Raw genomic sequence first — 14,331 nt, 5'->3', positions numbered from 1 at the left:
TTTTCTCTTTTAATTTCATTTACAATCACTTTCTATATAAACCGCAATTAAGATTATAACCTGACAAGCAGGCGATCTATCGTTTCCATCAGATGCTTCTAGAAGAATGACCGCACCGAAGGAATGGCCAATCAAATGCGCACCATTAGTAGCTTCCCCCAATAACTTTTTCAGTATATTCAAATACAGATTGAGAAGATTTTCCTCTCGTTTAAAAGGGGAACGTCCTAATCCTGGAAGATCCAGGATCTATACAGGTTGACCAGTTTTTTCATAAAGCTCTTGTCCGAAAGGAAACAAACCCTCTCCATCACTCAACAAACCATGTAATAAAATAAACGGTTTCCCTTCTCCTTGTAATTGATAAATGGTAGTGCTATCGATTAATGTTCGTTCAAATATATGATTAATGTTGGTCATTTTGATACATCATGCGATAATCCAGATCCGCTACTACGGCTGGGAAAAATTTCATTACACTCGTCTCCTTAAACCAATCTTCTCCCATAATTTTTTTGATGAAATATTTGAAAACTTTCGATTTGTAATAAAGTTCAGTCCATCAGAAGGAATTTGTGTAATTTTACTTACTCCACTATTCATAAGTGCTGTCGCATCAAAGATATGTATGAAGAAGGTGATTACGACAAAGAAGAATACTTGGACAGACTAAATAAAAGAAAAGCAGATATCAATAAGCTAGAAGCGGAAATTGACGATTATCAATTATTACTTCGAAAACAATCCGATCTTACTAATGACCAAAAAGCCAAAAAGTTTGAGGATGTAATATCTATACTTGATAGCACTTCTGTTGAAATAGAAACCAAAAATGGTCTGCTAAAAGAAATCATTGAGAAGGTTATATATATTAAGAATAACAATTGTCAAACTGACGATGCTTCATTAAGCTAACTGGCAGATTAGTTACATATATGTCAGAATTTTGCATAGAAGTGTAGTCCACCATCCAATACTAATTGTATGGAAAAGAGTCTAGATAAACAGTATACTAGCTATAATTGTTTTTTGTTGAGGTGAATATCAAATGGATGAAATCGATGAATCAAAACAAATTGTATTACAAATCGGCGGTGTCTTGAAAAAGTACAGAAAAGAAAAAAACATGAGCTTAGACGACTTAGCGGAATTAACGGGTGTAAGCAAACTTACTCTGGGGAATATCGAACGTGGCGATACAAATCCAACCTTGGCGATTATATGGAAAATTTCAAAAGGCATATCTTTACCGCTATTGGCTTTGTTGAAATCAGAAGACCCTGTTAGTTTGTATCGAGCAGGCGAAGGACTGCGGTTTTCTAATGATCAAAAAAATTGGATCATTGAACCAGTCTTTAAAAACGCAAGCAACGATATTGAAATGTGTCGGGCTTACTTACAGCCGAATAGCTCGTATCACCCTGAAGGTCATCATGTGAATACAACTGAAATTGCGACAGTAATGACTGGTTCCATTGAAATTCAAGTCAATGGAGAGATTTACACATTGAATCAATATGATACGATCAGTTTTCGTGCAGATTTTCCTCACTCTTATACCAATCATACGAATAGCGAAACAGTGCTCCATATATCCTTAAAGTATGGTTTCTAAAAGTCGAAAATTCCACTTATTAAATACAACTCCGAATTCCATGACGGGAATTCAGAGTTGTATTTTTGTTTTTAGATGAGTTCAGGTGTGTTATAAAATACTTCTTGTTAAAAATAATATACTATACTATACTTTTATTGTTCGCGCGGATGTTATTTCATAGTTTTTCAATCAGCAGGAAACAAATTTTACGTATGAATTCAGTAAGGAGAAATGAAGAATGTCGAACAAACAACATAAAAAAGCCGTACCATCCTCTATAGGACTGATAATTCTCGGCATTATTGTTATTGCAGCTAATTTACGTGCTCCTCTAACCTCAGTCGGTCCTTTAGTGAGTCTCATAAGGGATGACGTTCGTATTTCAAATACATTAGCAGGCCTGATAACAACGGTACCTTTGCTCGCCTTTGCTTTATTATCGCCTCTAGTACCAAAATTAGGACGAAGGTATGGGGTTGAACGTATCATTTTGATTGCCCTAATCTTTCTGACTGTTGGCATTGTAATACGTTCTTTATCTGGCGCAGCTAATCTGTATATTGGGACAGCAATTCTTGGATTCGCAATTGCCGTATGTAATGTATTATTGCCAAGTTTAATCAAAAGGGATTTCCCAAATAAAATTGGCTCCATGACAGGTGTTTACTCAATTTCAATGAGTTTATTTGGAGCAATCGCATCGGGAATCAGTGTACCGCTAGCCGTGAACGCAGGTCTAAAATGGCAGGGAGCATTAGGAATATGGGGGATTCTAAGCTTTGTATCGATTCTCTGTTGGTTACCCCAATTAAGAAATCAAACGAAGCAAACAACCACGACGAGTCAACAGATGGCCAGCAACGATGTGAATGTTTGGCGATCCCCTCTTGCCTGGCAAGTAACCTTGTTTATGGGTATACAGTCCATGGTTTTCTATGTGTTGATCGCATGGTTGCCTGAAATTTTAAAGCAGCAAGGAATTGACTCAAACCAATCAGGATGGTACCTCTCGATAATGCAGTTAGCTCTGCTTCCATTTACCTTTATTGTCCCCGTTATTGCTGGGCGCATGTCTAGCCAACGTTTGTTAGTGGTCATCACAATCATTTTGCTTTTGACGGGAACGCTCGGACTTTTATACGGAAGCTCCAATATCATTCTGTTGTGGATTATAATACTCGGAATTGGTGGAGGCTGCGCCTTTAGTTTGTCCATGATGTTTTTCGGTTTACGTACTGAAAATGCGCATCAAGCAGCGGAACTGTCTGGCATGGCGCAATCGATCGGATATCTTCTTGCCGCAATCGGTCCTGCCCTTATAGGATTTCTGCATGATGCGACAAATAGTTGGAATCTGCCACTTTTCATTCTCCTTGGCGCTTCGGTCTTACTCTTTTTAGTCGGTATAGGAGCAGCAAGAAACCGTTTTGTAGGTAGCCGAAATAGTTACGAGCTGCCACGGAAAGGACGATAAATATGTTTGACAAAATTATTGTGGCAATTGATAAAGCTGAAATAACGAACAAACTCCTCGATGCAACTGTTGAAATAGCCCGAAACAAACAAACTCAAGTTACCTTGGTTAATGTCAGCCAGGGATATGTATCGAATGGCATGACATATTTACCAGAGAATTTCTTGGAAGAAATATTGAACGAAATGGAGAAAGCGAGTTTGGAACAGTTGCAACAAGCCAAATCCAAATTAGAATCTGCGGGGATTAACCCGGAAACACTTCATCTTAAGGGAGATCCTGCACATGAAATATTAAATTATGCAAGAGATTCCGAGCAGCAACTCATTATTATTGGAAGCCGTGGGCTAAGTGGCATAAAAGAAATGATGCTTGGAAGTGTCAGCCACAAGGTTTCACAGCTATCAAGTTGCCCAGTCCTCATTGTGCATTAACTCCTTCGGGAACTGCAGAGATGATGCATTGTTATACTAACGGAGAACTTTAGTTCAATAAAACAGCGACAGTCTAGGACTTTATTTACTCGTCCACGGCTGCCGCTGTTTTTATAGCTGGGGCCAGTCTAGTACTTTATTTTTTTTCTACAACAATGGCGATGTTCCGCAAGTAGAAGCCTTGTTTAAGTAGGTGTATTTTGGGGACATGACACCAATGACAAGTTGATTAAAGCCACACTACGAATACCCAACAGATAAGAAAATAGGTTTATTTTCTCGTCTCGCTGTATCAAACGCTTCTTCACTCCACGCATACCAGTTCACTGGATTATGAGCGTGTTGGAGCAAATAAGGCGATTTCTCAGCGATTAATCTATTGGGCTTGCTGTTCGTTGTCATGGGGCATCACCTCTTTTCGGTTGGATTTGGGTAAAGATATGCTTGGTCAATCTCTGAGTTAGCTCACGAGCTTCAAACTATATAATCACTCACTATATAATCACTCACTTTGCAAAACCAAACCATGTGAACAGAATCAGGTCCCCAGTAGTTCTTTACTGCCTTATAGGGCTCTCATGGAAGTATGTATCCGAATTCGCCGGGTTCAGAGAAGCATTAACCACTTGTTTTTTATTTTCAACTTCTATTTGAATATCATCTTGAAAATGACCCAGTCCTTCGTTTTCAAAGGCATCTGAGATTGAACATGTGTACAGTTGGCTGAATGGGAAGAATCAAGGTCAAAAATGGATGGAGGAGATGGCCCTATCGCCTTTAAATTCTTCGAGTTCTCGATACCCTTTAAAAATACCCAAAAGAAAAAAGGGCTTAAGTACATGCCCTTTTAAAGTTTCCAAATCAGGTACCGCAAAAGGTTCGATAAGGAAGGGTGGATACCTCAGGCAGTGTTGAGTAATCAGCCTGTTCGGGAGAGTACGCGTAAGGATTCGCAAGAACTCCAAGAAGCCGCTCCATCACACTGTAGTCTTCTTGTTTAACCGCCGCTTCCAGTGCTTCTTCTACCCGGTGGTTGCGTGGGATTAACGCAGGATTACTGCTGCGCATCAGTTGTTGCGAAGAGGCTTTCGTTTCCTGCTGTCTACCCAGTCTTGCCTGCCACTGTTCATGCCACTGGGCAAATTCCTCAGTGCCATACAGGACTGCATCTTCAAGCTTGTCCAAAGTTAAGGCACGGAAGGTATTGGTGTAGTCCGCACGATACTTTTGCATGATACTGAGAAGGCCTTCAATAATAGATAGATCCTGCAACTCTTCATTAAAAATACCCAGCTTCGCCCTCATTCCCATGAGCCAATTACGGTGATACATCTCGGTAAAATCTGCAATTGCATCCTCGGCCAGTTTTATAGCCTGCGCCTCGTTGTCATGCAGCAGCGGCAGGAGGGTCTCAGCAAATCTCGCCAGATTCCAAGCGGCAATACTGGGCTGATTGCCATAGGCATAACGGCCCTGAACGTCAATGGAACTGAATACCGTCTCAGGATCATAGGTATCCAGGAAGGCGCAAGGACCATAATCAATCGTTTCTCCGCTGAGGGCCATATTGTCGGTGTTCATCACCCCGTGAATAAAGCCGACGAGCTGCCATTTGGCAATCAGCCCTGCCTGACGTTTGATCACTTCTTGTAGCAAGAAAAGATAACGGTTCTCATCACCGTAAGCCTCCGGATAATGTCTTTGCAATGTGTAATCTGCCAGGGCCCGGAGATCCTGGGTATTGCCCAATGCTGCGACGTATTGAAAGGTTCCGACGCGCAGATGACTGGCCGCCACACGAGTCAGAACGGCACCCGGCTGCTCGGTTTCCCGGATTAATGACTCACCGGTTGTAACCACCGCCAAGCTGCGGGTGGTAGCAATGCCAAGCGCATGCATAGCTTCACTGATGATATATTCGCGCAGCATCGGCCCAAGTCCCGCCCGGCCATCGCCCCTGCGGGAGTATGGAGTTCTGCCTGAACCCTTAAGCTGAATATCCACCCGCTCGCCCAGGGGAGTAATCTGTTCGCCAAGCAGCACTGCCCGGCCGTCTCCTAACATGTTAAAATGCCCGAATTGATGTCCTGCATAAGCTTGAGCAAGAGGTACTGCACCTTCGGAAACCTCGTTGCCTGCAAGAACCGCAGCGCTATCATTGCTTCGCAGCGCTGCGCCGTTCAACCCAAGAGATTTTGCCAATGGGTCATTAAGAATGACCCGTTTCGGTAAGCGTACAGGAGTTGGCTTGAGCCTTGTATACAATGTTTCCGGCAGATGAATATAACTGTTGTCGAAGTTCCACCCTGTATCTTCTATTTCTTTTTTCTCCGTCATAATATCTCCTTTTACTTTTATCGTATCTTAGTTGTCCTTCTAGTGTATACTTCTGCCCATTTATTATCGCCTATCCATTCTGGGTTTATAAATAACCCATTCCGAATTTCCCAGTAATTGAATAATTCCATTTAATAGGGCTTCATATTCCAAGTCTTCTGCATTTGCTGGCTTAATTGCCTCCACAAGATCTGCCCCCGTTGATCCGGGTGTAACTATATCAACACCGGATTCAATCATTCCTCTGCGGCATAGGTCTACATTTGAACCATCCTTTTTATACAAACGAATAACATGTACAATTGGAACCTGATTCGTTCTGCAAGACCTCCAAGATTGTCTTCACCCGAGGAATTACTTCATGGGTTCCTTTTATTTCGGCGATGGCACCGGGCAAGCTAAAGTCATTTTGAGTATCAATTGTTATAACAGCACACCTTGTGAAGTTTGGGTTTGTATACTTATCCATCACTGGTCCACCTTCAATTGGAATAAACACCCATATTCCCACATTGGTAATTTTAGTGAAGTGTATATAATTGATCTCGCCCCCTTCTTACATTCGAAAGGCATAACGTTCTTATAGTGCAGACTCGCCAGACTTAGCCTTGCAAGTTTGTCTGCCTGCCACTTACTTCTTATAGATTTACCTCAAACCTATTCTTGTTCTTATTCCAAAAAGCTAACGCTCTAATGAACTTATCCATTTCTTGTAAAGGTTGATTTGTATTTCTTATTAATTCATGAATCTTAGGTAAAGTTTTATTAAATGCTTCTCCAATAGTACATGAATTGGAATCACTGAACTTGACATAGTAATTAGGATCGTAACTGGTTAAAAATATATTCCTGCATTTGATCTAAAAAAAGAATGATGTTAGCATCTTTGCCATTTTTCAAAACCCAATGAATAGACATCATGGAGTTAGCAGCATATAGTTCAGCTAAATACTCCAATGCGATCGAACTTGAAGACATCTGTTGCTTTAAATAAGCTAAGCAAGTCCTAAACAAAATTTGTTCAAATTCCTTACGTAGATCAGCTGTTACCTCATGAACGGCCAATAATGTTGAAATCTCGAGCTTATTTTTAATCATTTTATCGGTTACAAGTTCTATGGCATTGGCCACTTTGCCATCTTCCATTGAAACAAAACGCTGTTCAATCTCAATTTTAAAATCAGAAGCATACTGTTTAACTATTTTTTCTAGCAAGTCGTACTTATCCAAAAAATGACTATAAAAAGTAGAACGTCCGATAAGAGATTGATCACAAATTTTTTTGATCGTAATATCTTTAAAATCATTTTGTTGGAGTAATTCAATGAGAGCTCGTTCAATAGCGATTTTTGTTTTGTAAATTCTGATATCTTCATTCATTTAACCACTTGCTCCTTTTGTGTAAGTTTTCGAACACTTCATGTATAACATGTAAGATATCCTACAGATGATACGATATTAATTATGTTTTAAGTAGTAACTATGCTCTATAGTAAGCACATACCCCAATCGAAGGAGGAAAATATATGTTTAAGCAATATGTAAATAACGAACAATTTAATCTTCAAATCAATCGTTTTATCAATGATTATTACCAAGAAGATGATCGAGCCGGAGCTGATTTAGAAATAATCATTCCGAAATTAATCGATACCCACAGCTGGTATGAAGCCTGGCTGGATTTTGCAAAGAAACGTGAAGATAGCAAGGACTATGATTTAGCCTCAGTCTACTATCAAGCTGCAGAATTTTATCTTGCACCCATAGATCCCAATAAAGAAAAAATGTATCACAAATATAGAGAAACCTTCTATAAAGGCTTTCATGATTTTGATTATGAATCCTACAAAATTCCTTATGAGGACTCCTATCTCCCTGCTGTCAAATTAATGACACCTGGAGCTAAAAAAACATTACTTGTCTTTGGTGGTTATGACTCTTACATGGAAGAGTTGCTTAAAATGATGAAATTCATGAAAGGAATTGATTACAATATTATTGTATTCGATGGTCCAGGCCAAGGAACTGCATTAAAAAACGGTCTAAAATTCATTCATAACTGGGAAAAGCCCATATCAACGGTGATTGATTATTTCAAATTAGATCGTGTAAGCCTCATAGGTGCTTCTTGGGGAGGGTATCTGGCTATGCGTGCTGCAGCTTTCGAAAAGAGAATCGATAAAGTAGTTGCCTTTAACATCTTCTATTGTGGTTTAGATGCCTTAAAAATGGGTATGCCAGAAGAAACGTATCAGAGTATGATGCAGCTAGTCGATCATAATGAAGTAGATCAAGTGAATTCTTTACTTGAAAAGATGATGACTCACAATATTGATTTACATTGGAAGATTACCAAAGGGATGGAAAACACCGGTGAATCAACTCCTTTTGGTCTCATTAAAAATTTCGAAAAACACACGATGCAAGGCATTGGAGCATTCATTAATCAAGATGTTCTCTTATTAGCTGGAGAAGATGATCAATATGTACCTATTAGCCGACTACCACAAATTCAACAAGAATTAATAAATGCGGCTTCCATTACAACCAAAGTATTTACTAAAGAAACGGGGGGTGAGCAACACTGCCAAGCAGGTCACAGGGAGTTAGCATTTAATGAAATAAAAAATTCCTATAACAACTGTAAATATATATTTTTCATACGCAACATACCCATCAAAATCGTAGTTCCATAGCTTCAATCGTTGTTATCCAATCGGCAAGTAAAAACCGACTCCAACTATGGGGTCGGTTTAATCATGCGGCTCAAATTGCTTTAGATACGCTAAGTGTTCTATGGACAGTTCATTCTTTTTATTTTCTAGTTTCTGGCTCTCATTAATGCCCGATCCTTTTCTTTTAATCGCGGACATGCGTAACAGTAACCAAATTCACGATCCAAGCAATAAGCCAGGCAACAAGCTGTTTTCACTAGCATTTTTTGATCAGGGATATTTGGGTGTTCAATGAAGAACGCACTAGCATCGACATCGTGTGTGAGCAATTTGAAAAAAGAAATGATCCTGATGAATGTGACGGTTGACAGCGCGAACCTGGCTGTTGAGTAGTGAGCGCAAAGCGAGCGCCACCTCCACATTCTGCAACGGCTTCGTCAAAGGGCCAGCTCAGAAATTTGCCTCTTGCCTTCCGGACCTGAACAACGCACAAAGAAAAAGCCATCTCTCCACTGCAACAGTGGAAGGATGCTTTGAATTAGCGGTGCGCTTACTTACCCAAAGAAAGAATTGCAAGCAATCAAAATAATGATAACTCCGCTTAAGACCGTGCTGAACTGACCTAATGTGAAAGAACCGATGCGAATCGCCGACAATTTTTGTCCCAGGATCAGACCTAGCCAGACCGTGATATAACTGCCAATTGCCGCAGTCAGAGAGATCGCGAGCGGTGACAGTCCTATCAGACCTGCACCGATCCCATTGGTAACGGCATTAGCGGCAAGTGCAACCCCCAGCACCGCTGCCTCAAGGTATCCAATAGATCCTGATTTGTCTTTATCCACGGTTTCGGGATTTTGCAGAATTCCTTTGAGTGATCCGCCTGACACAGCCTCCCCAGCTTCTTCACTGTCCTGACTGGATTCCTGCTTCTTACGCGGTACAGCCAGCAGAATGATGCGGGCACCGACAATGAACAGCAATAACGCTCCAATCAGGACGGGGAATATGCCCGGAAGAACCTTAGCCAGCCACTGACCGGATATGATCCCTGTCATGCTAAGGATGAAACAGATGACCGCAATGATTAAATTTGATAAATAGTTAATACGGATCCCCCGAATCCCATAAGATATTCCAACACCCAAATTATCCAGACTGGATGATATGGCAAAGCCAAAAATTAAAAGCCAAGCAACCATCGGGTTCTCACTCCTTGTTGTCAATTTACAGTCATACTATTGAGCATATTGCAAAAAGGTGCTCATCATTTCTAAAAATGTTGAGATCCCCTCAACATTTGATCAACACCAACACAAGGTGAGGTGAACTGCAAATGTCCGATGAGAAGAGAAATGTCACACTGGGCGAGACACTGGTCTCCTTGCTGAAGGAACGTTCTTTGTCTATGCGCAAGCTAAGCGCCGCTACCGGCATTGACACGGCCACGATATCGCGGATCGTTAACGGGAAGCAAAGAGCCAAGCCTGAACATCTGGAAGCTTTTGCCCTTCATCTTGATGTTCCTTCCGCTCCACTCTTCCAAGCTGCTGGTTATGGTGCCCCCGCCCCCCCTACTCATCAGAACCAGCCGAACGATATCTACTCCTCCATCAACAGCATTAAAGAAATTCTTCAAGCCTCCAACCTCATTGACCACCAGTTTAATGCCGAGCTGGTTCAGAAAGAACTGAGCAAATACGAACCCTATGTCCTAACCGAAGAAGGGGCGCGGATTATCCACAATGACTTTCACGGTAAAGTAAAAAGTGTCAACGGCGCGGGACCGTTCATTGAGGAGCTCAAGAGAATGTATCAGCTCTACAGTAGCGATAACATCACCCTGGAGGAGCGCTCGATCCTCGGCAGCGGCTTATTGTACTTCGTCTCCGCCACAGATATCATCCCCGATTATGTATTTCCACTAGGTTATCTGGATGATGCGATTGCCGTGCAAATCGTACTGGATCGCCTCCAGGATATGAGGAACAACAAGCCCCAGCCGTGACCTTTGATTGCTAGAATGTTTGATAGTGCAAGAGCTTATGTTGTCATGGCTCGGCAAAAAGAAGCTGTCTCCCTGTGCAGAAAGAACTCTGCACAGGGGACAGCCTCTTTTTCTTTGTGTTCCTCTTTGTAGCCGACTAGCACAAATTCAACAAGAATTAATCAATGCGACTTCCATTACAACCACAGTATTTACCAAAGAAACGGGCGGTGAACAACACTGTCAAGCAGGTCTTTTGCTACCTCCAATGTAAACGAACAAGTGGTTGTAAAAGTTACACCATTTACGCAAATAGTTTTTTCATTGAAACCTCCGTATCTTTTTACGGTCTCAGTACGTTTACAAGGAGAAATGAACTGAAAACAGGAAAGTAGGGGTATAAAAAAATGGTTTAGGAATCGAATGATGCAAAATGCTGTATGTATAAATTTCATTTTACGGAGGCTCGATATTATGGAAATTTCAAAGGGAGTAGAAATGCTTCATCTAGATTTTCATGGGAATATTATTCACCCCATTCTTTTATGGGATCGAGAAATGGCTGTTTTAATAGACACAGGATTCCCAGGGCAAATTGAAGATTTACGCGTGGCCATGGAAAAGGTAGGCGTGTCGTTAGACAAACTAAAAGCTGTGATTTTGACACATCAGGATGTGGATCACATAGGCAGTCTTCCCGAGATTTTGCAGGAGTGTGGCCATAATATTAAAGTATATGCACACGAACTGGATAAGCCGTATATTCAGGGGGAGATACCTCTTTTAAAAGATAGTCACCTTGAGAATCCCCCGAAGGGCAAAGTGGACGATACCTTAATAGATGGTCAGGAACTGCCGTTTTGCGGCAGGATTTGCGTCATCCATACTCCTGGGCATACTCCTGGTCATATCAGCCTTTATTTAAGGCAAAGTAAGACTCTCATTGCCGGGGATTCGATGTACAGTGTAAACGGGATTCTCGGGGGAATTCATGTCCCGACCACACCGGATATGAATGTAGCTCGTCTCTCATTGAAAAAGTATTTAGATCTCGACATTGCATCCGTGGTTTGTTATCACGGGGGGTTAAGTAATGTAAATGTTAATGATCAGATATTAGAACTTAGCCAGGAATTATAAAGTTCAGGTTTCAAGCGTTGGTTATCCAATCAGCAAGTAAAAACCGACTCCAATTATGGTGTCGGTTTAGTTCATTCGTTTTACCCGTTACTCAATGGAGAAGTCTATAATAACGTTTATAACTGTTGATCCATTCTTCTTTTGAAAAGTCTTTAAAATCATGTGGCTCGCATTGCTTTAGATATTCTAATACTTCTATGGACATTTCACTCTTTATATCTTCTAGATATTCCATTCTACTCTTAACTCCTGCTCCACACAGAAGTTGGACATCAATGTAAGAACTAGCGTCGTAGATTTTTTTTGCTTTCCAAATTAATAAAGTGTCATTAACGATTCCTTACGAGAACAACATAATGCAAAGTGTTTTTAAGTATTCATTGCCCTGAGCATATTCATTTGCTATTTCTTCCTGTAAGAGAATTCGAATACTGCTCCTATACTTTATTTCTGGATCTAATCCATATCGTTCTAGAATCGCATCTTCTTTATTTAAATCATCCACTCGCTTTTATGATTTTATTCACGCAAACATCCCACCAATGACAGGTACGTGTGGGTCAATAACTACCTATATCCAATAGATAGGAACTCCCTCTTTGGCTTTTTCAAAAGCTTCTTCGGACCATAGGAACCATTTCAGCGGATTATACGCATGTTGCAGCAAATACGGCGACTTTTCCTTGGCTAATTTATTGGGTACTTTTGAGTTGTCATTGTCATGGGGCAATACCTAATTTCGGTTGGATGTGAGTAAAGTTATGCTTGTGTTAGTTTACCCAAATGGGTGGGAAAATCGAAAAGGTATGAAAAAGTAATTCTCAAAAGAATTGATATGATGGGCTAAATTACTAGTTCAAATCAAATTAGCTTTATTTAGTACAAGATAATTTGATTTCTATGGTATAGATTCCCCTTTATATTCAAATACCTAATCTTTTTTGTTTCATCCCCATCCTGAAAAGTGAGTACCTTAGATTCACTTACCTGAAATTTAGAATACACAGCTACTTTTGTTTGTTTTATATCTGACTGAATATAATCTAACACTTTGTCACTGCGTATTATTAATTCGACGACAGGTCTATTAATTACTCCGTTTTTATCAGGCTCTACCCAGGGCGACGTCAATTTCAGCACTGAAAATTTGAATTTTTCAGTCGGATCTGAAAATTCTTTAATAACTCCATCTATGCACATGGGGTGAGTTACCTCATTTCTTTTTATATAAGTGTAGCATTTTTGTAAATCATCTGACTCATAATAGAATTTATTCCATTTAACTTCTTGCTTACCGTACTGTAAGACTAATAGTTCTCTCAGCTCTTCATTAGATTCTGCTAATGACCGTAGTCTCATAATTTTCTGCATAGTAGACAAATAAGAATCCAACTTACCTTGATTAATATAAGTTTTAGACGGTTTATTGGCACCAGCACATTGCCCATCGTTTTTCGTCTGTTCTTTATTCAAGTTAATTAAGTCTTTCAGTGCTTCATCAATAACGTTTAATCGAAAACTATATCTATTATCTTCAATAGCTTTTATGATGTTATCGTCAGAATCCTGAGCGATAACTTTTATTTGTCCTATCGTATTATATCTGCATTCTACATAATGTTTTTTTTCATTTGAAGTGAGACGAAAGTATGGATTTACAACAACAGTTTTATCTGCAAGTTTCTTCTTGTGGGCATCCACAAATGTCACAGGAACACGGCATATAGCAACTTCGCAGAATAATGAACCATTCATTTTAATATTAGCGTCATTTATATTGAGAATTTTCTCCTCCTGAGCATAATATGCTTTTGGCATTTTTGTTCCCAATTGAAGCCCTCCTTCTTAACCATAAATCGATGTCTTGCGTTTTCTTGGAAAAACAAGTTTGGGTATACCTGCTTCCTTACATATTGCTGAAAAGAGATATATTATTTGAGCTCTAGTCTCATCAAACCATTTCGCTACCTCATAATTATGAAAAACATAATACTGTTTCCCTTTATTCTCTCCACCTATACTAATCTGTCCCAATTGAATTGCTAAATGGTATCTTGAACGTATGGCTCTAAGCATATCAACTATGCTGTCCATTTTTTCTCTCCAGTCGGTATTTGATAGATATGATTTACCCAAACATTGAAATAAGATATTCCCATTTCTATCTTTTAAGCAACCAACGTTTATTGCTGTTATCGTATCTTCAATAGCCCTATCAAAAGCTTCAATAGAACCTTCTTGTACAAATTCATCTTGAAAAGCAGGTCTATCAAAACATTGGGAAAAAAATCTTATTATTCTTTTGTCTTCACCAGTTTCAGCAGTTGGCAAATGAGTATAACATTCAATATCTAACAGTGCAGCTTTTTCGGAAATTGCTCGCCATTCTTTTATTATTTCAACAGTGTATCTCATTTCATCACTATCTATTAATTTAGCATCAACTTGGCACAACCAAATTCCATTTTCAACAGACTTCCGTTCTTCAGAAGTCATATTAGGGTCATATCTTGGTCCACCAATTTCTGCTGCAGTGATGTGAGCAGCTACCCCAATATTGATTGATTTGTTAATATCTGTATGAGGAGCGAATGTTGATTTTCTACAATTAGGATTTGAACAGCGAGCACCTGCTCTTTTAGATAATATTTCTTTCGTTTTTGAAGTAAATTCATCTCTCACTCTAA

The 14,331-nt window shown here is 39.8% G+C and carries 13 protein-coding genes and 2 pseudogenes; 7 read left to right on the top strand and 8 right to left on the bottom strand.

Translation table 11 applies throughout. The features are described 5' to 3' along the window. Positions 1-93 precede the first annotated feature (93 nt). Positions 94-609, bottom strand: a pseudogene (locus ABIA61_RS03970) (alpha/beta fold hydrolase); the annotation flags it as partial. 15 nt (positions 610-624) lie between these two features. Here ABIA61_RS03970 and ABIA61_RS03965 point away from each other — a divergent pair. The 4 genes from ABIA61_RS03965 to ABIA61_RS03950 all read left to right on the top strand — a co-directional run bounded on the left by ABIA61_RS03965 (position 625) and on the right by ABIA61_RS03950 (position 3,505). Beyond that, positions 625-915, top strand: a complete 291-nt coding sequence (locus ABIA61_RS03965) for a hypothetical protein (RefSeq protein ID WP_283655982.1) — start codon at positions 625-627, stop codon at positions 913-915. A 133-nt stretch (positions 916-1,048) separates the two neighbouring features. Beyond that, positions 1,049-1,615, top strand: a complete 567-nt coding sequence (locus ABIA61_RS03960) for a helix-turn-helix domain-containing protein (RefSeq protein ID WP_134914818.1) — start codon at positions 1,049-1,051, stop codon at positions 1,613-1,615. A gap of 220 nt (positions 1,616-1,835) precedes the next feature. Further along, on the top strand, positions 1,836-3,071 hold the full coding sequence (locus ABIA61_RS03955; protein WP_283657914.1) for a CynX/NimT family MFS transporter: 1,236 nt from the start codon (positions 1,836-1,838) through the stop codon (positions 3,069-3,071). 2 nt (positions 3,072-3,073) lie between these two features. Further along, positions 3,074-3,505, top strand: coding sequence for a universal stress protein (locus ABIA61_RS03950; protein WP_404580326.1), 432 nt, complete (start codon positions 3,074-3,076; stop codon positions 3,503-3,505). Between the two features lie 240 nt (positions 3,506-3,745). Here ABIA61_RS03950 and ABIA61_RS03945 read toward each other — a convergent pair whose 3' ends face one another. From ABIA61_RS03945 to ABIA61_RS03935, 3 genes are all read right to left on the bottom strand, one after another. After that, positions 3,746-3,907, bottom strand: coding sequence for a DUF255 domain-containing protein (locus ABIA61_RS03945; protein ID WP_082067336.1), 162 nt, complete (start codon positions 3,905-3,907; stop codon positions 3,746-3,748). Positions 3,908-4,366: 459 nt separating this feature from the next. Continuing rightward, complete coding sequence (locus ABIA61_RS03940; RefSeq protein WP_404580325.1) at positions 4,367-5,842, bottom strand: protein adenylyltransferase SelO; 1,476 nt, start codon at positions 5,840-5,842, stop codon at positions 4,367-4,369. A gap of 819 nt (positions 5,843-6,661) precedes the next feature. Then, positions 6,662-7,222 carry a TetR/AcrR family transcriptional regulator gene (locus tag ABIA61_RS03935; protein ID WP_283655978.1) on the bottom strand — a complete coding sequence of 187 codons (561 nt, stop codon included), beginning with the start codon at positions 7,220-7,222 and terminating at the stop codon, positions 6,662-6,664. Positions 7,223-7,368: 146 nt separating this feature from the next. Here ABIA61_RS03935 and ABIA61_RS03930 point away from each other — a divergent pair, with 146 nt between their 5' ends. Beyond that, a complete protein-coding gene (locus ABIA61_RS03930) occupies positions 7,369-8,538 on the top strand; it encodes an alpha/beta fold hydrolase (RefSeq protein WP_283657912.1) in 1,170 nt (389 codons plus the stop codon). A 533-nt stretch (positions 8,539-9,071) separates the two neighbouring features. Here the strand turns inward: ABIA61_RS03930 and ytaF are convergent. Further along, positions 9,072-9,719, bottom strand: a complete 648-nt coding sequence (gene ytaF / locus ABIA61_RS03925) for a sporulation membrane protein YtaF (RefSeq protein WP_283655977.1) — start codon at positions 9,717-9,719, stop codon at positions 9,072-9,074. 134 nt (positions 9,720-9,853) lie between these two features. Here ytaF and ABIA61_RS03920 point away from each other — a divergent pair, with 134 nt between their 5' ends. Next, complete coding sequence (locus tag ABIA61_RS03920; protein ID WP_283655976.1) at positions 9,854-10,525, top strand: DUF1232 domain-containing protein; 672 nt, start codon at positions 9,854-9,856, stop codon at positions 10,523-10,525. Positions 10,526-10,978: 453 nt separating this feature from the next. Further along, positions 10,979-11,644 (top strand): MBL fold metallo-hydrolase, encoded by a 666-nt coding sequence (locus ABIA61_RS03915; RefSeq protein WP_283655975.1) that lies wholly within the window; start codon positions 10,979-10,981, stop codon positions 11,642-11,644. Between the two features lie 583 nt (positions 11,645-12,227). Here the strand turns inward: ABIA61_RS03915 and ABIA61_RS03910 are convergent. From ABIA61_RS03910 to ABIA61_RS03900, 3 genes and pseudogenes are all read right to left on the bottom strand, one after another. Next, positions 12,228-12,374 (bottom strand): annotated as a pseudogene (locus ABIA61_RS03910) (DUF255 domain-containing protein); the annotation flags it as partial. A 146-nt stretch (positions 12,375-12,520) separates the two neighbouring features. After that, on the bottom strand, positions 12,521-13,474 hold the full coding sequence (locus tag ABIA61_RS03905) for a hypothetical protein (protein WP_404580324.1): 954 nt from the start codon (positions 13,472-13,474) through the stop codon (positions 12,521-12,523). Positions 13,475-13,489: 15 nt separating this feature from the next. Continuing rightward, complete coding sequence (locus tag ABIA61_RS03900; protein ID WP_404580323.1) at positions 13,490-14,326, bottom strand: HNH endonuclease; 837 nt, start codon at positions 14,324-14,326, stop codon at positions 13,490-13,492. Positions 14,327-14,331 lie beyond the last annotated feature (5 nt).

Source organism: Paenibacillus sp. RC21, assembly GCF_044907935.1.
Taxonomy (GTDB): Bacteria; Bacillota; Bacilli; order Paenibacillales; family Paenibacillaceae; genus Paenibacillus; species Paenibacillus terrae_A.
This window is presented reverse-complemented; position numbering and strand designations above follow the sequence as displayed.